At 66.2% G+C, this 26,686-nt stretch carries 17 protein-coding genes and 3 pseudogenes; 10 read left to right on the forward strand and 10 right to left on the reverse strand.

All coding sequences use genetic code 11. The annotated features are described in order from the left end of the window. Window positions 1-40: 40 nt before the first annotated feature. The 6 genes from ilvA to IPG63_07830 form a co-directional block, all read right to left on the reverse strand. A complete protein-coding gene (ilvA, locus tag IPG63_07805) occupies window positions 41-1,555 on the reverse strand; it encodes a threonine ammonia-lyase, biosynthetic (protein MBK6727149.1) in 1,515 nt (504 codons plus the stop codon). A 47-nt stretch (window positions 1,556-1,602) separates the two neighbouring features. After that, window positions 1,603-2,577, reverse strand: a complete 975-nt coding sequence (locus tag IPG63_07810) for a branched-chain amino acid transaminase (protein ID MBK6727150.1) — start codon at window positions 2,575-2,577, stop codon at window positions 1,603-1,605. A gap of 28 nt (window positions 2,578-2,605) precedes the next feature. Beyond that, a complete protein-coding gene (locus IPG63_07815; GenBank protein ID MBK6727151.1) occupies window positions 2,606-2,884 on the reverse strand; it encodes an ACT domain-containing protein in 279 nt (92 codons plus the stop codon). A gap of 330 nt (window positions 2,885-3,214) precedes the next feature. Beyond that, entirely contained in the window at window positions 3,215-4,885 is a 1,671-nt protein-coding gene (locus IPG63_07820) for an acetolactate synthase 2 catalytic subunit (GenBank protein MBK6727152.1), read from the reverse strand. A gap of 36 nt (window positions 4,886-4,921) precedes the next feature. Then, entirely contained in the window at window positions 4,922-5,959 is a 1,038-nt protein-coding gene (ilvC, locus tag IPG63_07825) for a ketol-acid reductoisomerase (protein ID MBK6727153.1), read from the reverse strand. An 80-nt stretch (window positions 5,960-6,039) separates the two neighbouring features. Further along, on the reverse strand, window positions 6,040-7,683 hold the full coding sequence (locus tag IPG63_07830; GenBank protein MBK6727154.1) for a dihydroxy-acid dehydratase: 1,644 nt from the start codon (window positions 7,681-7,683) through the stop codon (window positions 6,040-6,042). Between the two features lie 574 nt (window positions 7,684-8,257). On the opposite strand from IPG63_07830, the pseudogene IPG63_07835 reads away from it, so the two are divergent. From IPG63_07835 to leuB, 5 genes and pseudogenes are all read left to right on the forward strand, one after another. Then, window positions 8,258-9,373, forward strand: a pseudogene (locus IPG63_07835) (ISL3 family transposase). Between the two features lie 550 nt (window positions 9,374-9,923). Then, window positions 9,924-11,483 (forward strand): 2-isopropylmalate synthase, encoded by a 1,560-nt coding sequence (locus tag IPG63_07840; GenBank protein ID MBK6727155.1) that lies wholly within the window; start codon window positions 9,924-9,926, stop codon window positions 11,481-11,483. 3 nt (window positions 11,484-11,486) lie between these two features. After that, the gene (gene leuC, locus IPG63_07845) at window positions 11,487-12,899 is read left to right on the forward strand and encodes a 3-isopropylmalate dehydratase large subunit (protein ID MBK6727156.1); all 1,413 of its coding nucleotides are present in this window, start codon (window positions 11,487-11,489) and stop codon (window positions 12,897-12,899) included. Next, window positions 12,896-13,471: a 3-isopropylmalate dehydratase small subunit gene (gene leuD / locus IPG63_07850; GenBank protein MBK6727157.1), complete on the forward strand. Its 576-nt coding sequence runs from the start codon at window positions 12,896-12,898 to the stop codon at window positions 13,469-13,471. The genes leuC and leuD overlap by 4 nt, the downstream gene beginning before the upstream one ends. Further along, window positions 13,468-14,538, forward strand: coding sequence for a 3-isopropylmalate dehydrogenase (leuB, locus tag IPG63_07855; protein ID MBK6727158.1), 1,071 nt, complete (start codon window positions 13,468-13,470; stop codon window positions 14,536-14,538). Before leuD ends, leuB begins: the two co-directional genes overlap by 4 nt. Window positions 14,539-14,577: 39 nt before the next feature. On the opposite strand, the gene IPG63_07860 is transcribed toward leuB, so the two are convergent. After that, window positions 14,578-14,988, reverse strand: a complete 411-nt coding sequence (locus IPG63_07860) for an MAPEG family protein (protein ID MBK6727159.1) — start codon at window positions 14,986-14,988, stop codon at window positions 14,578-14,580. 108 nt (window positions 14,989-15,096) lie between these two features. Further along, the gene (locus tag IPG63_07865) at window positions 15,097-15,873 is read right to left on the reverse strand and encodes an NRDE family protein (GenBank protein MBK6727160.1); all 777 of its coding nucleotides are present in this window, start codon (window positions 15,871-15,873) and stop codon (window positions 15,097-15,099) included. Window positions 15,874-16,003: 130 nt separating this feature from the next. Between IPG63_07865 and IPG63_07870 the strand changes: the two genes are divergently transcribed. From IPG63_07870 to IPG63_07890, 5 genes and pseudogenes are all read left to right on the forward strand, one after another. Then, window positions 16,004-18,196, forward strand: a complete 2,193-nt coding sequence (locus tag IPG63_07870; GenBank protein MBK6727161.1) for an alkaline phosphatase D family protein — start codon at window positions 16,004-16,006, stop codon at window positions 18,194-18,196. Window positions 18,197-18,333: 137 nt separating this feature from the next. After that, window positions 18,334-18,753, forward strand: coding sequence for a hypothetical protein (locus IPG63_07875; GenBank protein MBK6727162.1), 420 nt, complete (start codon window positions 18,334-18,336; stop codon window positions 18,751-18,753). Beyond that, window positions 18,746-19,753 carry a helix-turn-helix domain-containing protein gene (locus tag IPG63_07880; protein ID MBK6727163.1) on the forward strand — a complete coding sequence of 336 codons (1,008 nt, stop codon included), beginning with the start codon at window positions 18,746-18,748 and terminating at the stop codon, window positions 19,751-19,753. The genes IPG63_07875 and IPG63_07880 overlap by 8 nt, the downstream gene beginning before the upstream one ends. A gap of 354 nt (window positions 19,754-20,107) precedes the next feature. After that, window positions 20,108-21,543: pseudogene (locus IPG63_07885) on the forward strand (hypothetical protein). Window positions 21,544-21,864: 321 nt separating this feature from the next. Beyond that, window positions 21,865-23,513 (forward strand): annotated as a pseudogene (locus IPG63_07890) (IS1634 family transposase). Between the two features lie 170 nt (window positions 23,514-23,683). On the opposite strand, the gene IPG63_07895 reads toward IPG63_07890, so the two are convergent. Together IPG63_07895 and IPG63_07900 are read right to left on the reverse strand one after the other, a co-directional pair. Then, on the reverse strand, window positions 23,684-25,708 hold the full coding sequence (locus tag IPG63_07895) for a M13 family metallopeptidase (protein ID MBK6727164.1): 2,025 nt from the start codon (window positions 25,706-25,708) through the stop codon (window positions 23,684-23,686). 81 nt (window positions 25,709-25,789) lie between these two features. Continuing rightward, the gene (locus tag IPG63_07900; GenBank protein ID MBK6727165.1) at window positions 25,790-26,686 is read right to left on the reverse strand and encodes a DMT family transporter; all 897 of its coding nucleotides are present in this window, start codon (window positions 26,684-26,686) and stop codon (window positions 25,790-25,792) included.

Raw genomic sequence — 26,686 nt, forward strand, 5'->3', positions numbered from 1 at the left:
CGCCAGAGCAGCGCAGCAGATGGTTGCGCTTCGTTCGCAGTTACAAAAACGCCCGATACGCCGGGTTGCTGGTTTCTTCGGCGTGGGGATAGCCGAGCTCGGCGAGGTGTTGGGTGAAGGCGCTCGCGGTGGCGGGCGGGACCTGGATGCCGGCGAGGACGCGGCCGTGGTCGGAGCCGTGGTTGCGGTAGTGGAACAGGCTGATGTTCCAGTCGGTGCCGATGGCGTCGAGGAACTTGAGCAGGGCACCGCGACGTTCCGGGAACTCGAAGCGGAACAGGCGCTCGTCGGCGATGCCCGCGGCCTTGCCGCCGACCATGTAGCGCACGTGCAGCTTGGCCATCTCGTTGCGGCTCAGGTCCTCGACCTTGAGCCCGGCGGCGCGGATCGCGTGTACGACATCGGCGCGGTCGTCGCTGCCGGGGTCGATGGCGAGGCCGACGAAGATGTGTGCGGCACCGACATCGCGGTAGCGATAGTTGAACTCGGTGACCGCGCGCGTACCGATGACTTCGCAGAAGCGTTTGAAGCTGCCCGGCTGTTCGGGAATGCTGACCGCCAGCAGCATCTCGCGCTCGGCGCCGAGGTCGGCGCGTTCGGCGACATGGCGCAGGCGATCGAAGTTCATGTTGGCGCCGCTGACCACGGCGACGCAGGCGCGCTCGCCGCAATCGTTGGACTGCAGCCAGCGCTTGAGCCCGGCGACCGCGAGCGCACCCGAGGGCTCGGCGACGACGCGGGTGTCCTCGAAGATGTCCTGGATCGCGGCGCAGATTTCGTCGGTCGAGACCAGCACGACCTCGTCGACCAGGCCTTGCGCGACGCGGAAGGTTTCGTGGCCGATCTCGCGCACCGCGGTGCCGTCGGCGAACACGCCGACGCGCGGCAGCCGTACCGGGTGTCCGGCGGCGAGTGCATCGCGCAGGGTCGGCGCATCCTCGGATTCGACTCCGATGATGCGGATGTGCGGATACAGCGCCTTGGCATAGGCAGCGACGCCGGCGATCAGGCCGCCGCCGCCGACCGGCACCACGATGCAGCCGATCTCCTCGCCGTGGCGCTGGCGCAGGATCTCCATCGCGATCGTGCCCTGGCCGGCGATCACTTCGGGGTCGTCGAACGGATGCACGAAGCTCAGGCCCTGCTCGCGTTCGAGTTCACGCGCATGCGCGCAGGCGGCATCGAAGTCGTCGCCGTGCAGCACGATCTCGGCGCCGAGATCGGCTACCGCCTGGGTCTTGATGCGCGGCGTCGTGGTCGGCATCACGATCACCGCGCGCAGGCCGAGCCGGCGCGCCGCCAGGGCCACGCCCTGCGCGTGATTTCCGGCCGAGGCGCAGATCACGCCGCGTGCGCGCGCCGCCGCATCGAGCGAGGCGATCTTGTTGAACGCGCCGCGCAGCTTGAACGAGAACACCGGCTGCTGGTCTTCGCGCTTGAGCAGCACCAGTGCGCCGAGTCGCTTCGACAGTCGTGGTGCGCGCTCCAGCGCCGACTCGATCGCGACATCGTAGACGCGCGCCTTGAGTACGCGTTGCAGGTAGGTGGCCGCCACCGCCGCCGGGGAAGGGGTGGAGCAGGCAACGGCGGCGGCCGGGAAGGTCATGCCAGTGCCGTGGCGAGGTCGTGTTCGACCTCGATCTCGCCGCCGCCGACGTGATCGAGCCAGCCCCAGGCGTCGTGGGTACTGCCGTTGAACAGGCCAAAGAACGCGTCCTGCAATTCGCGCGTAATCGGTCCGCGCGCGCCTTCGCCGATGGTCAGGCCGTCGATCGAACGGATCGGCGTGATCTCGCAGGCGGTACCGGTGAAGAACGCCTCGTCGCAGACGTACAGTGCCTCGCGCGGCATCGCCTGCTCGCGCACCTCGTAGCCGAGCTGGCGGGCGATCTGCAGGATCGAGTCGCGGGTGATGCCGGCCAGGATCGCGGCTCCGGTCGGTGGCGTGTACAGCACGCCGCGCTTGACCAGGAACAGGTTTTCACCGCCGCCTTCCGCGAGCATGCCATCGACATTGAGCGCGATGCCTTCGTGGTAGCCGTGGCGCGCGGCTTCCATGCTGATCTGCTGGCTGTTGAGGTAGTTGCCACCGGCCTTGGCCGACACCGGCAAGGTGTTCGCTGCCGGGCGTTGCCACGAGGAGACGCAGGCCTCGACGCGGTTCCCGATCGCTTCGTTGCCGAGGAAGGCAGCCATTTCGGTGGCCGCGATCGCGACTTCCACCGGCGCATTCGGGTCCGGTGCCAGCGAGTAGCCGACCATGCCGCGATAGGCGATCGGGCGCAGGTAGGCGCCGCGCGTGAGACGGTTGTTGCGCACGATCTGGCGGCAGGCTTCGTGCAATTCAGCGCGCGCATAGGGAATACGCATGCGATGAATACGCGCCGATTCGTACAGGCGCTCCAGGTGGTCGCTCAAGCGAAAGATCGCCGTGCCCTTCGGCGTCGCGTAGGCGCGGATGCCCTCGAACACCGAGGAACCATAGTGCAGGCCATGCGCGAGCACGTGCACCTTGGCGTCCTGCCAGGGAACGAAGTGGCCGTTGTGCCAGATGTATTGGGTGGCTTTGAAGGACATGGGGTCTACCTCTCGGGATCGGGCGGGCTCAGGCGGCGGCGGCGAACTGCGGCTGCGGCATGCGGCGCGGGCTGGTTTCAGTGTCGAGGAAGCCGACCACGTCGTAGAGCTTCTCAACCTGGCGCTTCAGCGTCTGCACATCGCGCGCCGAGCTCAGCTGCATCAACACGATCCAGGTGTCGGCGTCGCGTGGCTGCGTGCTCAGGCCGGCGATCTCGAAGCCGCGCCGCTGCACGGTGCCGAGCAGACGCAGCAGCGCGCCTTCGCTGCGGGCGAGAACCAGTCCCAGGGCATGGATGTCGTTCATGGTCATTTCTCCTGTCATCGTGATTTCCGGGGCCCCAAAACGCGAAACCCCCGCGCCTTTCGGAGCGGGGGTTTCGGTGGTGTCCTGATTGGGTTGCTTATCGCATCAGGTCAAGCACTCTTCCCGCTCCGGTGAGGGCGTAATGAGTACGAGTACGAGTACGAGCGAAACGCAGCGGCCGGCGGCAGCGATGCACGCGGTCGCCGGCGACACCGGAGAGGTGTGCGTGGACAACGCGTGGATGGCGGGGCGACGGGTCATGGGTTCGAAACTAGTGGTGGGCTTGTGGAGGTGTCAAGCGATTTCTTGCGGGATGCTGATGACGCTTTGTCATGGCGCTGACGCGGCGGTGGCGGGCTGCTCGACCATCATCTGCGCATTCGACTTGCCCGGGGCCACCAGCGGCCAGACATTGGCGCGGGCGTCGATCTTCACGTGCAGCAGAAACGCGCCAGGCGCGTCGAGCAGCGCGCGCAGGGCGGGTTCGACCTGCTCGCGGCGGGTGATCGTCGCGGCCGGGATGCGGAACGCGCGCGCCAGCTCGGCGAAGTCCGGGTTGTCGGAAAGATCGACTTCGCTGTGGCGCTCGTTGAAGAACAGCGTCTGCCACTGGCGCACCATGCCGAGGCCGGAATTGTCGAGCAACACGATCTTGATCGGGATGCCGTAGCGGTGCAGCGTCGCCAGCTCCTGGATGTTCATCATGATCGAGCCGTCGCCGCTGACGCAGACCACGGTGGCAGCCGGGCGGGCGAGTTTCGCGCCGATCGCGGCCGGCAGGCCGAAGCCCATGGTGCCGAGTCCGGCGCTCGACAGGTGATGGCTGATGCGGGAGAAGCGGCAGTGCTGCGCCACCCACATCTGGTGCTGGCCGACATCGCAGCTGACGACCATGTCGGGACCACCCAGTTCGCTCAACTGCTTCAACAGCAGCGGCGCGTAGATGTCGTCGCCGGGGGCGTCGTAGCGCCACTGGTGCTGCACGCGCAGTCCCTGGCAGTGCGCCCGCCACGGGTCGATGCGCAGCGGCATCGCCAGTGCATCCAGGCTCTTGATCAGGTCGCCGTGCAGCGCGACATCGGCATGTCGCAGCTTGCCGATCTCGGCGGCGTCGGCGTCGAGGTGGATCACCTGCGCGTGCGGCGCGAAGGTGTCGAGCTTGCCGGTGGCGCGATCATCCAGACGCGCGCCGACCACGATCAGCAGGTCGGCCAGGTCGACCGCGAAGTTCGCCGCCTGGTTGCCATGCATGCCGAGCATGCCGAGATACAGCGGATCATTGGCGTCGACGCCGCCGAGGCCCTTCAGCGTGCACACCGCCGGCGCGCGGGTGATTTCGTGAAAGCGCTGCAGGGCCGCTTCGGCGTGGGCGATGCCAACGCCGCCGCCGGCGTAGATCACCGGCCGCTGTGCCGCCGCGAGCAGCGCGCGCGCCTGGGTGATGTCCTTGCCGTGCGGCGCACCCGGGTGCTGCTCGATGCGCGTGCTCGGACGCGCCTTGGCCTTGGCCACGGTGATGTCCTTGGGCAGGTCGATCAGCACCGGGCCGGGACGTCCTTCGGCGGCGATCGCGAAGGCCTCGCGCACGGTCGCTGCGATGTCCTCGGCGCGGCGCACGATGAAGCTGTGCTTGACGATCGGCAGCGACATGCCGAACACGTCGACTTCCTGGAAGGCATCGGTGCCCATCAGGTGCGTTGGCACCTGGCCGGTGATGGCGACGATCGGCACCGAGTCCAGGTATGCATCGGCGATGCCGGTGAGCAGGTTGGTCGCACCGGGACCACTGGTCGCCATGCACACGCCGACGCGGCCGCTGGCACGTGCATAGCCGACCGCGGCCAGCGCCGCGCCCTGTTCATGGCGCACGAGGATGTGTCGCAGCTTGGAGCCGACGAGTGCGTCGTAGACCGGCATGATGGCGCCGCCCGGATAGCCGAATACGGTGTCCACGCCCTCGGCTTCGAGCGCGTGGATCAGCCATTCGGCTCCGGTCTTCATCGCATCATGGTCGTCGCAGTGGGTCATGGTCTGCGCTCAGGCGGTGGCGGGTTCTTTCGCGGGTGCGGCGGCTGGAGCCGCGGCTGCGTGTGCGGCGCGCTTGGCCGGATCGAGCCAGGGCATGCGCGCGCGCAGACGGGCACCGACGGTCTCGATCGGGTGGTCGAGATCGGCCTGCTTCAACGCCTTGTAGTTGGCGTTGCCGCTGCGGTATTCGGCGACCCACTCGCGTGCGAAGCGTCCGTCCTGGATCTCGTGCAGGATGTCGCGCATGTGCTGGCGCGTGCTCGAGTCGACGATGCGCGGGCCGCGGGTGAGGTCGCCGTACTGCGCGGTCTCGCTGATGTAGCGGTGCATCTTGGCCATGCCGCCTTCGTGCAGCAGGTCGACGATCAGCTTCAGCTCATGCATGCACTCGAAGTACGCGACTTCGGGTTGATAGCCGGCTTCGACCAGCGTTTCGAAGCCCTGCACCACCAGTTCGGTGACGCCGCCGCACAGCACCGCCTGCTCGCCGAACAGGTCGGTCTCGGTTTCCTCGGCGAAGCTCGTGGTGATCAAACCGCCGCGGGCGCCGCCGATGCCGTGCGCATAGGCCTGTGCGCGCGTGAGCGCTTGCCCGGACACGTCCTTGTGCACCGCGACCAGGCAGGGCACGCCGTGGCCGGTCTCGTATTCGCGCCGGACCAGCGCGCCCGGACCCTTGGGCGCCACCAGGATGATGTCCCACTTGTCGTCGGTCTGGATCTGCTTGAAGTGGATGTTGAAGCCATGCGCGAACAGCAGCGCGCCGCCGGGCTTGAAGTTCGGTGCGATCGACTCCTCGAACACCTTGGGCTGTTGCATGTCGGGCGTGAGCAGCGCGATCAGGTCGGCCTTGGCCGCGGCCGCGCCGGGTTCGAACACCTGCAGGCCATCGGCCTGGGCCTGGTGCCAGCTTGGGCCGTCGCGGCGCGCGCCGACGATGACCTGGAAGCCGGAGTCGCGCAGGTTCAACGCATGCGCGCGCCCCTGGCTGCCGTAACCGATGACGGCGATGGTCTGTTCTTTCAGTGCTGCGGTGATCGGGCTCATTGCGTGTTGCTCCTGGTGGATGCTTGGGTGAATGGCTCCTCGCCTTGGCGCAGCCAGGGGGAGGTTGGGAGGGGGTTGCTCTAGGGACTGGTGATCGCTCCCTTCGAAGCCGACCCGACCAGCTGCGCGTATTTCGCGAGCACGCCGCGGGTCGCGCGCGGCGGCAGCGGATCGGGTTTACGCGCCGACAGGTCGGCGAGGCAGTCGAGACGACGCGCGTCGACGTCGATGACGATGGGGTCGCCATCGGCGATCGCCGCGATCGGGCCGCCGCGCGCCGCCTCCGGCGCGACGTGGCCGACCATCAGCCCGTGCGTGGCGCCGCTGAAACGGCCGTCGGTGATCAGCGCGACTTCGGCGCCGAGGCCGCGGCCCATCAGCGCCGCGGTGACCGCCAGCATCTCGGGCATGCCCGGTGCGCCGGCCGGCCCTTCATGGCGGATCACCACGACATCGCCGCTGCGAATGCTGCCGGCCTGGACCGCGGCGAACGCCGCCGGCTCACCGTCGAACACGCGCGCCGGCCCCTCGAAGCGCATGCGGCCGTGGCCGGCGAGCTTCACCACGCAACCTTCCGGTGCCAGCGAACCATGCAGGATCGCGAAGCCGCCACGTGGCTTCAGCGGCTGGCTCAGCGGGTACACCACCGGCTCCGGTTGTTCGCCGAGATCGATATCCGCCAGCAGCGCCAGCATCGAATCGCCCTCGATGCTCGGGTGGTCTTCAAGCACGCCGCCCTGCATCAGCATCTGCGCGACGCGCGTGGTGCCACCGGCGGCGGTCAGTTCGATCGCGGTGTAGCGGCCACCGGGTTTCAGGTCGGCGATCACCGGGGTGATTGCGGCAATCGCATCGAAGTCGTCGATCGCGAGCGGCACCCCGGCCTCGTGCGCGATCGCGAGCAGGTGCAGCACGGCGTTGGTCGACCCGGCCGTCGCGGCGACCATGCGTGCGGCATTGCGAAACGCGGCCGGCGTCAGCGCCTGGCGCGGAGTGAAGTCGCGGCGCAGGCATTCCATCACCAGGCGGCCGCAATCTTCGCCGGCACGGGCGCGATCGACATGGATCGCCGGCAAGTCATTGGCGCCGAGCGGCGACAGCCCGAGCATGGTCATCACCATCGCCATCGTGTTCGCGGTGAACTGGCCGCCGCAGGCGCCGGCACCGGGGCAGGCATCCTTCTCGACTGCGAGCAGTTCGGCGTCGTCGATGCGCCCGGCCGAATGTGCGCCCACCGCTTCGAACACCTCCTGGATGGTGATGTGCTGGCCGTGGTGCACGCCGTGCGCGATCGAGCCGCCGTACAGCACCACGGTCGGGATGTTCATGCGCGCGGCGGCCATCGCCGCAGCCGGGATGGTCTTGTCGCAACCGCACAGGATCACCATTGCATCGAGGCTGTGGCCGTTGACCGCGAGCTCGATCGAGTCGGCGATCCAGTCGCGCGACACCAGCGAGGCGCGCATGCCGGCGGTGCCCATGGCGATGCCGTCGGTGACGACGATGGTGTTGAACTCGATCGCGGTGCCGCCGTTGGCTTCGATGCCGCGGCGCACGTGCTGGGCGGCAGCGCGCAGGGTGAAGTTGCACGGCGACACGTCCGACCACGAATGCACAACCGCGACGAAGGGTTTCGCGATTGCCGCGTCGTCGCGCCCGGTGGCGCGCAACATCGCGCGTGCGGGTGCATGGTCGGGTCCGTGTTTGATGGCATTGCTACGCATTCGGTCTGTCTCGGTTCGGGAATTTGGGACCCCGAAAAAACGAAACCCCCGCGTCCTTCCGGAGCGGGGGTTTCGGTGGAGTCCTGATTCTTGGTCTAGGTCAGGTCAAGCACGCATCCCGCTCGGGTGAGGGCGTAATGAGTACTACGAGGTTGAGAAGTGAGTTCGCACCCACGAGTCGCCGCGACATGGCAATGTCTTGGCTCGGATTCGTGGCGGCGAAGGGGGTCGTCATGGCCCCGAAGCTAGAGGCCGCTTCGTGGAATTGTCAAGCACAAATTTCCGCGATGCACCAAATCGCGGACTGACGGCTGCGACCGATTTCGCGCGCCCGCGTTCATTAAAGGCTCTTCGTGAAGCCGTGTGGGTGATTTGAGCCCGTAGCTCGCCCTGCAAGGCGCATCCAGCTTGGCGATGCGGCAGTTTGGGGTTGGTGGGAATTCTGGCACGCTTGAGCGATGGCCAAATCGTCTGCTCGGGTGCGTCGCCTGCTCGACGCGTATCGGTTCCCGGGTTGCCGTGCGAAGGCGGCGATCAAGGGCGTGTTAGGTGATCCGAAGGCGCGGGTCATCGCGCTCGAACGGCGCGCAAAAAAACCGTCTGCGGATGTTGCGGACGTGTTCAGCTCGGTTGGTACGACCATCGTGTTCGACGCGTACGCGACCTGTCCTGTGGCGACACTCGGGTCTATCTCGACATCGTGGTCCGGCGTGTGGCCTGCGCAGCTTGCGGCAAGGTGAAGACGGAGCAGCTCGACTTCCTGGCCGACAATCCGTTCTACACGAAGCGGTTTGCGTGGCACATCGGGCAGCGCTGTCGCGGTTCCTCGATCAGCGATGTCGCCAAGGAATTCAAGCTTGATTGGCAGACGGTGAAGGCGCTGGACAAGCAGTACATGGCCGAGCAACTCAAGCGCGCGGGAATGCCCGGACCGAAGGCGATTGGCATTGACGAAATCTCGATCCGCAAGGGTCACACCTATCGCATTGTGGTCAGCGATCTGATCCGTCGGCGACCGATCTGGTTCGGCGGCAATGATCGTTCCGAGGCGAGCATGGCGATGTTCTACGAGGCGCTTGGCACAAGGAAATCCGCGGGCATCCGGCTTGCGGTGATGGACATGTGGAAGCCATTTCGCAACGCGACCACGGCGCATGCACCGCAGGCGGCGATCCTGTTCGACAAGTTCCACGTCATGCGCCATCTGGGCGACGCCCTGGACGCAGTACGCAAGTCCGAATACGCCCGCCTCAGCGGCAAGGATCGCAGCTACATCAAGGGCCACAAATACACCTTGCTGTCGCATCGCGAGAACCTCAGCGTCGATGGCCGCGCTGCGCTCAAACGCCTGCTCGCCGCGAACAGGCGTCTCAACACCGCCTACCTGCTCAAGGAAAGTTTCGGCCAACTCTGGGACTACCAGCGCGAAGCCTGGGCGCGGCGCTTCTTCGATCAATGGCGCGCATCGCTGCGTTGGCAGCGTCTGAAACCGTTCGAGAAATTTGCCGACATGATCGAGCGCCATTGGGACGGCATCGCCGCCTACTGCCAGCCCGAGAACAAGGTCTCGCTCGGCTTCGTCGAAGGGCTCAACAACAAGATCCGCGTCATCCAGCGCCGCGCCTACGGACTGCGCGACGAGGAATATCTCCGCCTCAAAGTCCTTACCTGCATGCTGCCGGCGCTCTGAAATGCCCCGCTTTTACCCACACGAGTTCACGAAGACCCTCATTAAAAGGGCGCCCGGAAAATGGTGGGTCCGGCTTCAGCCGGACGCTTCTGCGAGGCCAAGCTGCAAGCGTCCGGTTGAAGCCGGACCCACGATTGGCCGGACTCGGCTGCGGGCCCCATATGCGTTTTCGTCACATGGCGCAGACTTGACAGCTCGCAAGAACGCATGCGAGTTTCCAGCCATGTTCACTGCACTGCACCACGACCGGAACCTGCCGCGCGATCCCGTGCGAACGGTCGTGCGCGCGGTACTTCTTGGCCTGCTTCTTATTCCGCCCAGCGTGCGGGATGGACCGGCTTCGAGCTAGAACAGCAGCGTAGAAACCAGGAATCCAGAACCCCGCGCCGGCAACGACGCGGGGTTTTTTTTCGCCCTGATCCGACCCGCAAGACCCTGCACCCGAGGACTCCACCATGAACTTCCTGCGCACCCTGTTCGCCACGCTGTTCGCCTCGTTCCTCGAACCGCGCGCACGCCTGCAACCGATCCCGGTACGGAGTCGACGCCGATGAGCGCGCGGCTGCTGATCTTCGACACCACGCTGCGCGACGGCGAACAAAGCCCGGGCTGCACGCTGAACCGCATCCAGAAGTTGCGCATCGCCGAGACGCTGCAGGCGCTTGGCGTCGACATCATCGAGGCCGGCTATCCGAATGCCTCGGACGACGACTTCCAGGCGGTGCAGGCGATCGCGCGCACCGTGCGCGAGGCGCGCATCTGTGGCCTCGCGCGCTGCAATGAGGCCGACATCCGCGCCACCGCCGCGGCCTTGAAGGACGCTGCGCACCCGCGCATCCATGTCTTCATCGCGTCGAGCCCGATCCATCGCGAGATGAAGCTGCGCATGACCGCGAACGAGGTGATCGAACGCGCCATCGCCGGCGTGCACCAGGCGCGCGCGCTGTGCGCCGACGTCGAGTTCTCGGCCGAGGACGCGACGCGCTCCGAACCCGAGTTCCTGGTGCGTCTGTTCAGCGCCGCGATCGACGCCGGCGCGACCACGATCAATGTGCCGGACACGGTCGGCTTCACCACGCCGGGCGAGTACGGCGAGCTGATCCGACTGCTCAAGCGCGAAGTCGTCGGCATCGACGGTGTCACCATCAGCACGCATTGCCATGACGATCTTGGGCTCGCGGTGGCGAACTCGCTGGCCGCGGTCGAGGCTGGCGCACGTCAGGTCGAGTGCACCCTGACCGGCATTGGCGAACGCGCCGGCAATGCCGCGCTCGAGGAGATCGTGATGGCGGTGCGCACGCGCCCGGACCGTTACCCGGTGCGGACGCAGATCCGCACCCAGCGCCTGTACGGCGCCGCCCGCCTGCTGTCCTCGTTCATCGGCCAGGCGATTCCGCGCAACAAGGCGATCGTCGGCGAGAACGCGTTCGCGCACGAGTCCGGCATCCACCAGCACGGCATGATCGCCGATCGCAGCACCTACGAGATCATGAAGCCCGAAGACGTCGGCGTGCTCGGCTCCTCGCTGGTGCTCGGCAAGCACAGCGGCCGCGCCGCGGTGCGCGATCGCCTGGCCACGCTCGGCCATGGCATCGACGATGCCCATCTCGATGTGCTGATGGTGGCGTACAAGCGCCTGGCCGATCGCAAGAAGGAGGTCTTCGATGCCGATCTCGAGGCGCTGTGGCTGGGGGTCGAGGACGATGCCGAGCAGCCGTGGACACTGGATGCCTTGCATGTCGCGACCGCCGTCGGCAGTCGCAATGAGCCGACTGCGAGCGTCGCGCTGTGCGACCGTGCAGGTCGCACCGTGCGCGAGGCAGCGGTCGGCGACGGCCCGGTCGACGCGATCGCGAATGCGTTGACACGCGCGACCGGGCTCGTCATCAGCGTGCAGGATTTCGCGTTGCAGAGCGTGACCAGCGGCGGCGACGCCCAGGGCCGCGCCAGCGTGCGCGTGCTGCACCAGGGTCGCGAGTACCGCGGCCAGGCGGTCAGCACCGACGTCATCGAAGCCTCGGCACGGGCCCTGCTCGAAGCCATCAATCGCATCGCCAGCGTCAGCGCTGCACGCGAGCGCCAGTCGCAACTCGCTGCCACCGGAACCTGATCCATGACCACAAGCACCCTATTCGAAAAACTCTGGCAGGCGCACTTGGTCGAGGCCGATGGCGATGGCTTGCCGGCGGTGATCTACATCGACCTGCACCTGGTGCACGAGGTGACCTCGCCGCAGGCGTTCTCGCTGCTCGGCGAGCGTGGCCTGCGCGTGCGCCAGCCGCAGCGCACGCTCGCCACCCTCGATCATTCGACGCCGACCACACCGGCGCGCGCCGACGGCGGCCGCGACTACCTCGACGCCGCGACCGAGCAGCAAGTCGATGCGTTGATCCGCAACTGCGCCGACTTCGGCGTGCCGCTGCACGGCTATGACTCGCCCGACCGCGGCATCGTGCACGTGATGGCGCCGGAGCTGGGCGCGACGCAGCCGGGCATGACCATCGTCTGCGGCGACAGCCACACCAGCACCCACGGTGCTTTCGGTGCGCTCGCCTTCGGCATCGGCAGCACCGAAGTCGGCCACGTGCTGGCCACGCAATGCCTGCTGCAGCACAAGCCGAAGACGATGGCTGTGACCGTGCGCGGTCGCTTGCCGCGCGGGGTCAGCGCCAAGGACCTGACCCTGCACATCGCCGGCACCGTCGGCGTCGCCGGTGGCACCGGTCATGTCATCGAGTTCCGCGGCGACGCGATCCGCGCGCTGACCATGGAAGAACGCATGACCCTGTGCAACATGTCGATCGAGATGGGTGCGCGTGCCGGATTGATCGCGCCCGATGGCACGACCATCGAATGGCTGCGCGGTCGCCATCTGGTGCCGCAGGGTGATGCCTTCGAAGTGGCAGCAAAGCGCTGGTTGTCGTTCCGCAGCGACGACGATGCGGTCTTCGACAAGATGGTGGACATCGATGCCAGCGCGGTCAGGCCCACCGTCACCTGGGGCACCGATCCCGGCAAGGTCGTCGCGATCGACGCCAACCTGCCCGCGAAGACCGCGGCGAACGCCAGGGCATTCGACTACATGCGCCTGCAGGCGGAAGCGCCGATCCGCGGCGAACACGTCGATGTCGTCTTCGTCGGCAGTTGCACCAACTCGCGCATCAACGACCTGCGTGATGCCGCCGAACTGCTGCGTGGCCGCCGCATCGCCGCGCATGTGCGCATGCTGGTCGTGCCCGGCTCCGAACGCATCAAGCGCGAAGCCGAGGCCGAGGGCCTCGACCGCGTCTTCCGCGCCGCCGGCGCCGAATGGCGCGAGCCCGGGTGTTCGATGTGCCTGGGCATGAACGGCGATATCGCCAAACCAGGAGAACTCGTGGTCAGCACCAGCAATCGCAATTTCGAAGGACGCCAAGGCAAGGGCGTGCGTACCGTGCTCGCCAGCCCGGCGACGGCGGCGGCGTCCGCACTTGCCGGCGTGGTCGCGGACCCGCGTGCCTGGCAGCGCACGGAGGTGGCGGCATGAGCGGCATCGCACGCATCCGATCGCGCAGCGTCGCGCTGCCCGTCGCGAATATCGACACCGACCAGATCATCCCGGCGCGTTTCCTGACCACGACCACACGCGCCGGTCTCGGCCGCCATGCGTTCCAGGACTGGCGCTGGTTGCCCGATGGCACGCCGAACCCGGAGTTCGTGTTGAATCAGCCCGAGCATGCAGGCGCCGCGGTGCTGATCGCCGGAGACAATTTCGGCTGTGGCTCCTCGCGCGAGCACGCGCCCTGGGCCTTGCTCGATGCCGGCATCCAGGCGGTGATCAGCACCGCGATCGCCGACATTTTCCGCAACAACGCCTTGAAGAACGGCCTGCTCGCGATCGTGGTCACGCCCGGCGAGCACGCGAGCCTATTGGCGGCGGCTGGCGAGACGCTGACGATCGACTTGCAGTCGCAACGCATTGAGCGCGCGGGCCACGCGCCGATCGAGTTCCGGGTCGACCCGTTCGCGCGCCAATGCCTGCTCGATGGCGTCGACCAGCTCGGCTATCTGCTGGCGCGTCAGGCTTCGATCGCGCGCTTTGAGGAGGCAAGGGCATGAGCCGCAATATCGTGGTGTTGGGTGGCGATGGCATCGGTCCCGAAGTGACGGCGGCGGCGGTCGAGGTGTTGCGTGCACTCGATGCGCAGACCGGACTCGGTCTGCACTTCATTGCGCAGGACTTCGGTGGCGCCGCGATCGACGCGCATGGCGATCCGTTCCCGGCCTCCGTGCTCGCGGCCTGTCGTGCGGCAGACGCGATCCTGCTCGGCGCGGTCGGTGGTCCGAAGTGGGCGAACGTGCCGAGCGCGATCCGTCCGGAGGCGGGGCTGTTGCGCCTGCGCAGTGAACTCGGCCTGTATGCGAACCTGCGTCCGCTGCAGGTGCATCCGGCCCTGGTCGATGCGTCGCCGTTGAAGCCCGAGCGCATCGCCGGCGTCGACCTGCTGGTCGTGCGAGAACTCACCGGCGGCATCTACTTCGGGCAACGCACGCGCAGCGAAACCCGTGCGACCGACGAGTGCGCGTACACCGTGGCCGAAGTTGAACGCGTCACCCGCACTGCCGCGCGCCTCGCGCGCACACGCCGCGGCAAACTCACCTCGGTCGACAAGGCCAATGTGCTCGAAACCTCGCGGCTTTGGCGCGAGGTGGTGACGCGGGTCGTGCGCGAGGAATTCCCGGACCTGCAGCTCGAACACCTGCTGGTCGATGCGATGGCGATGTACCTGGTCAGCCGGCCGCGCGATTTCGACGTGATCCTCACCGAGAACCTGTTCGGCGATGTGCTCACCGACGAATGCGCGGCGGTCTCGGGTTCACTCGGGTTGATGCCGAGTGCATCGGTCGGCGATGCCGGTCCCGGTGTGTACGAACCGATCCACGGTTCGGCGCCGGACATCGCCGGCCAAGGTGTCGCGAACCCTTACGGCACCGTGCTCAGCGCGGCGATGATGTTGCGCCAGTCGCTCGCCGCACCCGAAGCCGCAACGCTGCTCGAAGCCGCCGTGCAACGCGCGATCGATGATGGCATCCGCACCCGCGATCTCGGCGGCACCGCCAGCACCGCCACCGCCACCGCCGCCATCATCGAACGCCTCGAACTCATCGCAGCCGTCGCGGCGTGATTTCGCCCAGGCGTTGCTGCGCTCGGTTCGGCGCCGGTCCTACGAGACCGCGCCGAACAACCCCTGCGCTTGCACCGACTGCCAGACGCACAAGCCACCGCAGACGAGCAGCAGCAGGAAGGTCAGGGCGGTGCCCCACCAGCGCCCGAACTTGAAGGCTTCGGTGAACGACAGCGCGTAGCCGTGCAGCAGGCGCGCGACGAGCAGGGTGGCGCCGAGGGCGTGGATCAGCCAGGCGGGCTGGTGGCCGAGTTCGAGCATCGCGATCATCAGCAAGATGAGGGGCACGTACTCGGCGAAATTGCCGTGGCCGCGGATGCGTCGCAACAGGATCGGATTGCCGCCGTCACCAAGGCTCGGTCCGCCCGGCCCGCGCATCACCACGATGCGATAGCTCAGAGTCAGGTACAGCAAGGCGAGCAGACCGGCGTACAGCGGAGTGATCAACATCGGGATCTCCTTCGGTGATGGCTCGGCGGTGCGCCGATCGATCAAGCGAGCATAGCGACGTGACGCAGTGTCGCCGTGACGAACACGCAGGCTCCCGTCGTTCGGCGATCAGCGGCGGAATGCTGCGGATGCGCTCTCGACGCGTTCATCGGTATCCCCCAGCGCCACGCCATGCGGCCCGAAGCGGCGTTCGATGAAGCGGATGTGGTCGTCGGCGACGAGCACGATGCTGCTGGCGCGGGTGCCGTAGTCGTCGCCGGTGATGAAGGCGGCGGAGAGGCGGCGCTCCCATTCGAGCGGCACGCCGGTGTACGGCAGTTCGGAGTCGGGCGCGATTTGCGGGTCGGCGAGTGCGGCGAGCAAGGGCGCCGGATCGTCGCCGTCGGCTGCGAGCCATTGCGTCATCGCTGCGTGCAGTCGCAGTGTCTTCGGCCACGGCGTGTCCAGTGCGGCGTTGGACAGCGTGTGCACGCCGGCGTCGATCTGGTGCAGGCGAGCTTCGGGATGATTGCCGGCATACCACAGCCGACCCGCTTCGTAGGCGAGCAGGTTGAAGCGGCCATAGTGCGCCGCGTTGTATTGCAGCGCCTGCAGCTCGGTTTCGAGCGGCGTCGCGGCCGCGGCGCGACGCACCAGTTCCCCGCGCGAGCGCAGGCCCGACTCCGGCTGTCCGTTGCGGACATTGGTCACGGCGGCGACGCGCCCAGCGGCCGACGCCAGCAGCCAGCTGCCGCCGGCCTGCAGGTCGCGGCCGCCGAACAGCTGCGGCGCGTCGTCGTGAAACTGCGCGGCCGCGCTCGGCCGCGCGTGGAACTCGTCGCGATTGGCGGCGAGCACCAGGTGGTAGCGCGGGTGAACCTGCAGGGCGAAGGCGATCAGGCACATGGGCGGATGGGACAATGCCATGAAATGCCTCTATAACCCGCGTCGGGATCTGGCACAGGATCCCTGCGGAACCCCGGGGCGAGTCGAGCCCCGCGCGGAAACATTCACCGACAGTAGCGGAGAACCACCGATGACCACGAACCACACGCGGCGCCAAGTCCTGCGCATCTTCAGCGTCGCCGCCAGCGCCAGCGCGCTCGGCCTCGGCGGTTGCGACAGCGATTCGAACAGCCCGGAAGCGGGCACGCCGCAAGGCAACGGCACCATCACGCCGAGCGCGGCTTCGTTCCCGCAAGGCATCGCCTCGGGTGACCCGCGGCCAGACGCGGTGGTGCTGTGGACACGCTTCTTCGAGAGCGGTCAAGTGGGCGATATCGCGCTGCGCCTGCAGGTCTCGACCAGCGAGAGCTTCGCCACGCTGCTGGTCAACCACGACTTCAGCGCGCGTGCCGCGGCCGACTGGTGTCTGAAGGTGCGCGTCACCGGACTGAGCGCCGGCAGCCGCTACTTCTATCGCTTCCTCGCGCCGCGCAACGGCAACTTCCTGGCTTCCGCCACCGGTCGCACCCGCACCGCGCGCGCGATCACCGATGCCACGCCGGTCAAGTTCGCATCGTTGAGCTGCAACGACTACATCGGCCGCTACTTCACCACGCTGATGCCGCTGCTGAGCGAAGACCTCGACTTCGTGCTGCACCTCGGCGACGCCATTTACGAGACCACCGGCGACCCGAGCTTCCAGGGCGGTGCTGCAGCGCGTTCGATCACCTTCGACGACCGTGTGGGCGCGATCACGCTGGGTGCTGCCGGCTCCACCTATCAGGCGGCGAAGAGCCTCGACAACTATCGCCAGCTGCACCGCACCTATCGCAACGATGCGTTGATGCAGCAGCTATACCAGCGCTTCCCGGTGGTCGCGATCTGGGACGACCACGAGTTCTCCGACGACTCGTGGAAGGCGATGGGCACCTATCGCGATGGACTGTTCGAGGAACTCGATGCCGAACGCCGGCGCAATGCCGAGCAGGCCTATTTCGAGTTCATGCCGGTGGACACCGAGCTCGGCGGCAGCCAGGGCGCGCTCGGCGTCGACCGCGCCGACCTGTATCCGAACACGACGATGTATCGCAAGCTGCGCTTCGGCCGAGATCTGGAACTGTTCCTCACCGACTACCGCTCGTACCGCCCCGATCACCTGATTCCCGAGGACGCGTTTCCGGGCGCGGTGGTGATGGATCGCGTCGCGCTGACGCAGTTCTTCGCGGCCCAGGGCATTCCCTACTCGGCGGTGCGGGCACAGTTCTCGCCCTACCTCGACATCGACCTGCCGCAGTACGCGGTCTACAAGCAGGTGCTGCAGGCGACGCTGACCCAGGGCTATCTCAACGCAGGCGTGGATCTTGGCCAGGCCGGATTGCGCGCGCAAAACGCGGCGCGCGGCAATGTCGCCACCACGATCCTGAACTCGCTGCTCACGCAATACAACGCGGCGGTGCCGCCGGCGCAGCAGGTGCCGCTGATTCCCGCGGCCCTGATCGCCACGCTCGATACCGGCATGGCCTGGTACACGCTCGGCAAGACCGGCCTGTTCGGATCGGTCGGCTCGCGTTACTTCGTGGTCGAGCCGACGTTCAAGATCTACGCGGCGTGGATCCACCAGACCCGCGGCGCGCAGGCGCAGAACGCCTTCGGCGATGTGCAGCTCGACTGGCTCACGAACCAGATGGCGGCCTCCACTGCGAAGTGGAAGGTGCTCGCCAGTTCGGTTTCGACGCGACCTCTGGTGCTCGACCTGACGGCACCGGCACTTGGTGTACCGGCCCCGTTCAACCAGCGCTTCCTGCTCAATGTCGACCAGTGGGACGGGTTTCCGCAGGGCAGGCAGGCGTTGTTTGCGCGACTTCCCGACGCCACCATCATCCTCTCCGGCGACCTGCACGCGACGCTGGCCGGAAGCAGCAGCCTTCCCGGCGGGAACGGCATGGCGGTCGAAGTGACGACGCCGGCGGTGTCCTCCGCCAGTTTCCGCACCCTGCTCGCCAACACCGCTGCGAACGACCCGCTGCTCGCGCCACTGGCGGCATCGCTGCTGCCGGCGCTCGATCAGCTGATCGCGCAGGAAGGCGAACTCGAATACGTGCAGACGACGCGGCCCGGGCATGTGCTGATCGAGAGTGGCGCGCAGCTGTTCACGGCCAACATTCGCCAGTACGACCCGGCCGTGGTGTTGACGCCGCCGCCGGCCAGCGCGCCCGCACCGCAGCGCGAGGTCCAGCTGCGCTTCGATGGTTCCCTGGTGGAGCTGGACTTCCAGCCCGGATAAGGGCGAGAACCGACCGGGTTCGAGGGGTACGGTGACGGAAATGACTCTGTTAGAGTCGTTTCCGCCACTCCCGAAGAGAGGATCGGAGCGGCAAGCTGTCGGCATGCGGACCTTCCGTCCGCAACTCGGAGCGTGTCATGAAAGCCTTTTCCCTCGTTCGACGCCTGGTTCTGACCGGTCTGTTCGCCGCGCTTCCGGCCGCGGCCGTGGAGCCCGCGGACCTGCCGCAGCTGATCGCCGACACCCAGTACACCGCCGTCTACATGCAATCGGACGGTTCCTGGCTGCTGCAGCCGCCGGGTGCCGGCCTGCTGGTGCGCCAGGGCGCGCGCTGCCGCGACGACGCGCGCATCGCGCCCGGACTGTGGTTGCTGACCACCGACGCGGTCGGCCAGGTCGAGCTGCTGGCGCCTTCGGTGACGCCGCTGCCGCCCGGACACCCGGAGCGCATCCCGCTGCTGTCTTGCGAATCGAGTGTCAGCGGCGGCCTGCATCTGCCGGCGGCGCTGATCCAGACGCTGCTGCGCGAGCACGGCGCGGTGCGCATCGATGGTTGAGCGGCCGCTCGCACTGCGGCTCGGCATCCTCGTCTTCGACGGCGTGATGATGTCGAGCATCGCGGCACCGAGCGACGCACTGCGCGTGGCCGACCAGCTCGCGCTGCTGCGTTTCGGTGCCGCCGCGCCGGCCTTTCGCACCGAGCTGATCCACGCCCGCGGCGCGACGTCGGTGCGCACCTCGGGCGGCATGCAGTTGTCCGGCATCGTCGCGCCCGAGCGAGATCCGGACGTGCTGCTGTTGCCCGGCATCATGCACGGCAGTGCCGCCGAGTTGCTGGCACAGTGCGCCACGCTGGATGTCGAGATCGCGCTGCTGCGTGCGATGCATGAGCGCGGCGTACGCCTCGCCGGCTGCTGCACCGGCAGTTTCCTGCTGGCCATGAGCGGTCTGCTCGACGGTCGCACCGCGACCACCTCGTGGTGGCTCGCGGCAGCGTTCCGGCAGGCGTTCCCGCTGGTCGAGCTGCAGGCCGACGCGCTCGTGGTCGAGTCCGGTTCGGTCACCACCGCCGGCGGCGCCACCGCCGTGCTCGACTTCGTCTTCCGCCAGATCGCAAGCCGGGTCGATCCCGAGCTCGCGCAGCAGACGGCCAAGTTCTTGCTGGTCGATCCCGAGCGCCAGAGCCAGGCGCCGTACGTGTCCGCGGCACTGATCGAGAAGCCGCGCTCCACGCTCGGCGAGAAGGTCGAGAAGTTCCTCGCACAGCAGATGCACCGCCCGCTCGGCGTCGCCGAAATCGCCGCGCAAGTCGGCACCAGCGAGCGCACCCTGCTGCGCCACTTCCAGACCCAGTACGGCGCCGGACCACTCGCCCACCTGCAACGCCTGCGCGTCGAACGCGCCAAGGCACTACTCGAAACCAGCCGCCTGAGCCTCGACGAAATCGTCGAACGCTGCGGCTACTCCGACACCGCAAGCTTCCGCAAACTGTTCAAGCGCGAAACCCACCTCACCCCCGCCGACTACCGCCAACGCTTCTCCCTGCGCGCGCATTGATGCGTATCGCCAACCAACAGACCAGTGATCGCCAGCTCACTGGATCGGGTTCGCCAGCCAAACTGGCCATGACCGACCTCCAACGACCGGCAACGACCGGCAACGGCATGACCGGCAGGAATCGACCCATTTCGGACATTTATGTGCTCGGTTCCGGGATGTCTACGAAGTCCTGGGCGATTCATGGCAGGTGTCATGGCATGCTCCACGCGATATTCTCCGTGGCAATTCCTGAAGGTCTATCGGGTCAGACGCACGTCGTCTTTCGGCATCTACTAGCAATCCGGGTTCGAGTCGCTAGTCTGCCTCTAGATAATTTCGACTAAGCCAAGAGCGGTGCATATGCCAACGACATTGACGTTCTCTGAAGTTGAAATACAGCAGTTGTTTGGGCATGAGGCAGCGGAAAGCGAGGATATTGACCGACTGCGCGAGTACTACTTCAAGAACGATACTTACGAGCAGGTCACATCCGATCTTCCATTTCGCATTCTGGTGGCGCACAAGGGTGTCGGTAAGTCGGCCCTGTTCAAGGTAGCGATGGCAGAAGCGGAAGAGAATGGTCGCTTGGCGATATTGATTCGACCCGATGACATCGTCGGAATCGGCGGAGACCTTACCGACTTCATCCGTGCAGTTCGAGATTGGAAAGATGGTCTCGTCGGCATCATTGCCGAGAAGATCCTCACGAGTTTCGGCGATGAAGCAAACGCGGTGTCGCGCACCAAATTGATCGGTGGGCAGTTGTTGAACGCACTCGCAAATTACTTCGCAGAAAAGCAGGGCACGGTTCAGGGGATCAAGAAAAACGTTCTTCAACACTTTCTGTCGAAAAGGACAGTCAGCATCTACATCGATGATCTTGACCGCGGTTGGCAAGGGCGCCCGCAGGACATTCATAGGATATCTGCCCTCTTGAATGCAGTTCGGGACATGGCGGCGGACAACCGCGGACTTTCATTCAAGGTGTCTTTGCGATCGGATGTGTACTACTTGGTTCGGACCTCGGATGAGTCCACTGACAAGATTGAAGGATCTGTGATCTGGCATTCGTGGACCAATCACGAAATTTTTGCACTGCTTGTGAAGCGTATCCGCACATTCTTCGGCGAAACTGGAGATGAGCAGGTGCTGATTTCGCTCAAACAAACGCAGTTGGCTGAAACGCTTTCTCGCGTAATGGATGAGAGATTCAGCGGCGAGGGGAAGTGGCGAGACACACCGATGTATCGCGTGCTGATGTCCCTGATCCGCAAGCGACCTCGTGACCTCGTAAAACTTCTGACACTCTCCGCTCGCGAGACGCGCGCTCGTGGTGGGCAAAAGATATCTACAGCCGACATGAAGATGATTTTCGGCGAGTACTCGCAAGGTCGGATCAGGACACTGTCAATGAGTTTCGATCTGAACTTCCAGAGATAGAGCGCCTGTTGGTGAATATGAAGCCGAACAAACGCGAGCGAAGCGCAAAGTCCGGCTATCTGTACACTACCGATAATCTACTGGAGAAGATCCGAAGCATCTCTCAGATGGGTGCTTTCCAGTTTTCTAGCGGCAAGCGAGCTGATGAGAAGAGCCTGGCGGCTTTCATGTACAAGATCAACTTTCTAGTTGCGCGAAAAGACACGGAGGACGGCACGATTGTTCGGCGCTACTTTGAAGAGAACCGCTATCTGTCGTTGAGCTTCGCTGATTTCGGTTTTAACTGGGAGGTCCATCCTGCGTATCGATGGGCGCTCCAGCCGGATAACTTGCAGGATATTTTCAACCAGCTGCAGCTGAGCGAGTAGACCTTCCTCGGTTAATCGTTATGAACCACTCAGCCTTTCCCCGGCCTGCAATGCCGTTTCTGGCAGACGGATTGCTGACTGACCGCTCCTGGCCGATCTCTGCCAGTCAGCCCGTTGTCGATCGTGGGCCGTCGGTTTGCCAACCGGGGTCACCCAAGTTCCGCAGTTGGACCCAAAAATTTCGCCCTTGCTCGGCGGTGAGGGTCAATAGAGTCAACGACTTGGCGCGATTTTGGGAGGGTTTTCGGAAGGGTCGTGTTGTGTCACGTCGGAGCGCGATAGTGGCTTACGAAGCGGTTCTGACTGTGTTAGGGTTGGCACATGTACACGCGCATCACTCGCTCCGGTGGCCGCAGTTATCTGCAGATCGTCGAAGGCTTCCGCTCGGAAGCTGGAGTGCGGCAGCGCGTGGTCGCGAATCTGGGTCGCCTCGATCAGTTGTCGGACAAGAAGCTGGATCCCTTGATCCACGGCTTGCAGCGCGCGCTGGGCCGTGTGCCGAGTTCGGCGCCGGTGCCGGAGTACGACACGGCGCTGGCGTTCGGTGATGTCTATGCGTTGAACGCGCTGTGGTCGGAGCTTGGGTTCGGCGAGGCGATCACGCGCGCGTTGCGCTCATCGCGCCGAGCCTTCGATGCCGAGGCGATGGTGCGTGCGATGGTGTTCAACCGCTTGTGCGCGCCGGACTCGAAGCTGGGTTGCCTGGAATGGCTTGAGACCGTCTCGATTCCCGGCATGCCCGAGGACATCACCCACGATCAGCTACTGCGCACGATGGATGCACTGATGGATCGGGCGGAGGCCGTCGAAGCGCGCGTTGCGGCGCAGTTGCGGCCGATGCTCGACCAACAGCTGTCGGTGGTGTTCTACGACCTGACCACGATCCGCATTCACGGTGAGGCGAGGTCGCAAACGATCTCCGCGCGTTCGGCATGAACAAGAAACTGGCGGCATCGAGCGCCAGTTCGTGCTCGGCGTGGTGCAGTCGGCCGAAGGTCTGCCGCTGATGCATACCGTGCACGCCGGCAACGTGTCGGAGACCAAGACGCTGAAGGCGATGCTGGACTCGGTGCTCAAGCGCCTCGATGTCGAGCGCGTGATCATCGTTGCCGACCGCGGCCTGCTGAGCTTGGACAACGTTGCCGAACTGGCCGCCGTTGCCAACACCACGCAGCGCAAGTTGCAGTTCATCCTGGCGGTGCCGGCGCGGCGCTATCGCGAACTCGGCGGGACGCTGGATGCCCTCGCGTTCGATCGCGACCACGCCAGTCTGGCCGAAGGCGAGTTCGCGGATCATCGCCTGGTGGTCGCGCACGATCCGGCGCGCGCGGCCGAGCAATCGGCGAAGCGCCGCGCGCGGATCGACGAGATCGAGGCGTTCGCCGAAAAACTGGTGAGCAAGCTCGATGCGCAGGATCAGGGCAAGACCGCGCGCGGCCGCAAAGCCAGCGATCGCGGCGCCTACACGCGTTTCCAGCAGGCGGTCGCGGACGCCGAACTGACGCGCTACATCAAGGCCGACTATCAGGCCGATTGCTTCAGCTACGGCGTCGACGAACACGCGATCAGCGACGCCGAACGATTCGACGGCAAGCTCGTGCTGCTGACCAACGTCAGCGACTTCAGCGCCGAACAAGTCGTCAGCCGCTACAAGAGTCTCGCCGACATCGAGCGCGGCTTCCGCGTGCTCAAAGAGCGACCTCGACATCGCACCGGTCTTCCACCGACTGCCAGATCGCATCCGCGCGCACGCGTTGATCTGCTTCCTCGCGCTCGTCCTCTACCGCGTCATGCGCATGCGCCTGAAGGCGAACGGCAACACCAACAGCCCGAAGACCACTCTCGAACTCCTGCGCCGTCTGCAAACGCATCGCGTGCGCATCGGCAAACAGAGCCTCACCGGCATCGGCACGACCACACCCCAGCAACTCGAACTGTTCGCCGCCCTCGGCATCAAGAAACCTTCCTGACGCCCATGTTGTGTCATTTTTGCCTGTCTCACCACAGGCAAATCAAGGACTTACGCGATTAGCTGCGGAACTTGGGGGGTCAGGTTCGCTGGCGGAGCCGGTCGGTTGGCGTGGCGGAGGGGGTCGGGTCGTTGGCGGTTTGGCGTTGAGTTGCGCGCGTTCTGGCTTTGCTACCAGATTTGCACGCGCGTCGTTTCGGGGCGGACCATGGCGCTGTGGTCGGGGCAGTCGAAGGCTTCGCGGAAGCTGGAGAGGTTCGATAGTGGGCCGTTGACGCGGAACTTGCCGGGGGCGTGGGGACCGACGTTGACTTGGAGTTTCAGCGCGGCGTCGGTGTAGTTGCGGCGCCAGATCTGCGCCCAGCCGTGAAAGAAGCGCTGCTGCGGCGTGAGGCCGTCGATCTTCGGCTGCGGCTGTTCCTTGAGCGCCAGTTCGAGCGCGCCGTGGGCCATGGTCAGGCCGCCGAGGTCGCCGATGTTTTCGCCGAGCGCGACGCGGCCGTTGAGCTTGAACCCGGGCAGCGCCTCGAATTCCGCTGCCTGGGTCACCAGACGGTCAGCGCGCGCCTCGAACTCCTTGCGATCATCGGGCGTCCACCACAGGTTCAGGCGACCCTGCGCGTCGAAGCGCGAACCGGAGTCGTCGAACCCATGCAGCAGTTCGTGGCCGATCACGCCGCCGATGGCGCCGTAGTTGAGCGCGTCGTCGGCGGCCAGGTCGAAGAACGGCGGCTGCAGGATGCCGGCCGGGAACACGATCTCGTTCCACACCGCGTTGTAGTAGGCGTTCACCTGCTGCGGCGGCATGTTCCATTCGCGGCGGTCGATCGGCGCGCCGACTTTGGCGAAACTCAGCCGGGCGAGATGCGCCTGCAAGGTGCGCACATTGGCGAAGTGGGCGTCACGCGCGAGCTGCACGCCGGTGTAGTCCTTCCACTTTTCGGTGTGGCCGATCTTGGCGGTGAAGGTCGACCACTTCTCGATCGCCTGCGCGCGCGTGGCTTCGCCCATCCACGGCAGCTGCTTGAGACGTGCCAGCAGCGCGGTGCGCAGGTGCTCGATCAGCGTTTGCATGCGCGCCTTCGCCGCCGGCGGAAAATGTTCCGCGACGAACAACTGGCCGAGTGGGTCACCGAGCAGGTAGTTCATCTGCTCGACGGTGCGTTCGTCGCGCGGCTTGAGCTCTTTCTGCCCGCGCAGGACGGTGCCGGTGAAGGCGAAATCGGCGTCGACGAAGCGCTTGGACAGATGCGCCGCGGTGCCGTTGAGCAGGTGCCAGCGCAGGTAGGCCTGCAGATCGCGGATCGGCGCCTCGGCCAGCTCGCGCTGCATCGCGGCGAAGAACTTCGGGTGCGACAGCGAGAAGTCCCCGGGCTTGCGTACGCCGAGGTCGGTGAAGAATGCAGTCCAGTCGAAGGTCGGCGTCACCGCGTTGGCCGCGGCCAGGGAAACGACGTTGTAGCTCTTGTTCGGATCGCGCAGTTCCTCGCGCGGCAGTGCTGCTTCGGCCAGGCGCGCTTCCAGCGCGAGCACGGCATCGGCCTGCTTGCGCGCCTTGCGCGCACGCACGCCGGCGAGTTCCAGCATGCGCGCGATGTGCGCGTGGTACTGCGCGCGCAACTGGGTCGACTCGGTGTCGGTGCGTGTGTAGTAGTCGCGGTTCGGCAGGCCGAGCCCGCCCTGGGTCGCGTAGGCGATGACGCGGGTGTTGTCCTTCAGATCCTGACGCACGTTCAGGCCGAACAGCACCGGTGTGCCGCGCGCATGCCAAGCGCGCACCAGCGCGGCCACGTCGTCGCGGCGGCGGATGCGGTCGATGGCCTTGAGGTCGACGGCGATCGGCTGCGCGTCCAGTCGTTCGAGGCGGGCCTCATCCAGTGCGGCGGCGTAGAACGCGCCGACCAGGCCTTGCGGCGCATCTGCGGCAATGTCGGTCTGCGCCATCGCGGAGGTTGCGATCGCGCGCAGCTTGGCGTTGTTGCGGTCGTCGAGTTCGTTGAAGCTGCCCCAGCTCGAATAGGCGGCCGGCACCGGATTGCGCGCGAGCCAGGCGCCGTTGGCGTGCTGGTAGAAGTCGCTGCAGGCTGCGGTGGCGGGGTCGAGGTTGTGCGGATCGAGGCCGCTGGCATTGGACTGGGCCAGGGTCGGGCCGATGGCCAGCGCCGCCGCAGCGGCGAGCAGGAAACGAGCGGTCATGAAGCACTCCAGCGAAGACGAGGGACGATGGTAGGGGCCGCCGTGCCGTGATCGCAGCGTGGCGGGACGAGCCGTCGTCGATCAGGGATGTTCCGCCTCGGCGTGCTCGTGCTCGTGGCGGATCAGGTACACGCCACTGGCGACGATGATCGCCGCGCCGATCAGCACGAAGCGGTCGGGCAGGGTCTGCCACAGCAGCCAGTCGAGCGCGACGCCCCAGCCGAGCGCGGTGTATTCGAAGGGTGCGATCGCCGAAGCCTCGCCGAGTTTGAAGGCGATGGTGATGGCGTACTGCGCCAGCGCGCCGGAAACGCCGATCACCGCGATCGCCGGCCAGTGCGTCGTCGCGATCGGTCGCCATTCCGGCAACGCCAGCAGGCCAGCGCCGAGGCCGACCATCACCGTCATCCACAGCACCATGCTCTGCGTGCTGTCGCTCCGGCCAAGCGTGCGCACGGTGATCGCCGACAGCGCATAACCGAACGCCGAGGCGAGCGCGGCGATGCTGCCAAGCCCAAGCCAGCCGGAGCCGCTCGGACGCATCGCGACGATCACGCCGACCAGACCCACCAGGATCGCCGCCCAGCGCGCGGCGCCGACCTTTTCGCCGAGCAGTGGTGCCGACAGCGCGGTGATCAGCAGCGGCGCGATGAAGAACAGCGTGTACGCGTCGGCCAGAGGCAGCCGCTTCAGCGCGTAGGCGAAAGTCGCCAGCATGAAGATCGACAAGGCGCCGCGCAGCAGGTGCAGCGACCAGCGAATGCGCACCAGCGACACCGGTGCCACGGTGGCCACCGCCCACAGCAACACCAAGGGCGCCGAGGCCAGCCCGCGCAAGGCCGCAATCTGCAGCGGCGGGTAGTGCGGCGCCAGCCACTTCATGCCGGCGTCCATCACCGAGAACAGACCCACCGCCGCGATCATCGCGGCGATGGCACGGCGGTACTCGCTTGCGGGTGCGGCGGTCGATACGGGCAT

The organism is Lysobacterales bacterium (assembly GCA_016703225.1).
GTDB lineage: Bacteria > Pseudomonadota > Gammaproteobacteria > Xanthomonadales > Ahniellaceae > JADKHK01.

What these genes read in the sequence shown, in the direction of transcription:
- ilvC (MBK6727153.1), bottom strand. Translation starts at nt 5,959, where the DNA reads ATGAGCCCGATCACCGCAGCACTGAAAGAACAGACCATCGCCGTCATC.
- IPG63_07860 (MBK6727159.1), bottom strand. Translation starts at nt 14,988, where the DNA reads ATGTTGATCACTCCGCTGTACGCCGGTCTGCTCGCCTTGCTGTACCTG.
- IPG63_07875 (MBK6727162.1), top strand. Translation starts at nt 18,334, where the DNA reads ATGAAAGCCTTTTCCCTCGTTCGACGCCTGGTTCTGACCGGTCTGTTC.
- IPG63_07895 (MBK6727164.1), bottom strand. Translation starts at nt 25,708, where the DNA reads ATGACCGCTCGTTTCCTGCTCGCCGCTGCGGCGGCGCTGGCCATCGGC.
- IPG63_07820 (MBK6727152.1), bottom strand. Translation starts at nt 4,885, where the DNA reads ATGAAGACCGGAGCCGAATGGCTGATCCACGCGCTCGAAGCCGAGGGC.
- IPG63_07830 (MBK6727154.1), bottom strand. Translation starts at nt 7,683, where the DNA reads ATGCGTAGCAATGCCATCAAACACGGACCCGACCATGCACCCGCACGC.
- leuD (MBK6727157.1), top strand. Translation starts at nt 12,896, where the DNA reads ATGAGCGGCATCGCACGCATCCGATCGCGCAGCGTCGCGCTGCCCGTC.
- IPG63_07870 (MBK6727161.1), top strand. Translation starts at nt 16,004, where the DNA reads ATGACCACGAACCACACGCGGCGCCAAGTCCTGCGCATCTTCAGCGTC.
- IPG63_07810 (MBK6727150.1), bottom strand. Translation starts at nt 2,577, where the DNA reads ATGTCCTTCAAAGCCACCCAATACATCTGGCACAACGGCCACTTCGTT.
- leuC (MBK6727156.1), top strand. Translation starts at nt 11,487, where the DNA reads ATGACCACAAGCACCCTATTCGAAAAACTCTGGCAGGCGCACTTGGTC.
- IPG63_07815 (MBK6727151.1), bottom strand. Translation starts at nt 2,884, where the DNA reads ATGAACGACATCCATGCCCTGGGACTGGTTCTCGCCCGCAGCGAAGGC.
- IPG63_07865 (MBK6727160.1), bottom strand. Translation starts at nt 15,873, where the DNA reads ATGTGCCTGATCGCCTTCGCCCTGCAGGTTCACCCGCGCTACCACCTG.
- leuB (MBK6727158.1), top strand. Translation starts at nt 13,468, where the DNA reads ATGAGCCGCAATATCGTGGTGTTGGGTGGCGATGGCATCGGTCCCGAA.
- IPG63_07840 (MBK6727155.1), top strand. Translation starts at nt 9,924, where the DNA reads ATGAGCGCGCGGCTGCTGATCTTCGACACCACGCTGCGCGACGGCGAA.
- IPG63_07880 (MBK6727163.1), top strand. Translation starts at nt 18,746, where the DNA reads ATGGTTGAGCGGCCGCTCGCACTGCGGCTCGGCATCCTCGTCTTCGAC.
- IPG63_07900 (MBK6727165.1), bottom strand. Translation starts at nt 26,686, where the DNA reads ATGCCCGTATCGACCGCCGCACCCGCAAGCGAGTACCGCCGTGCCATC.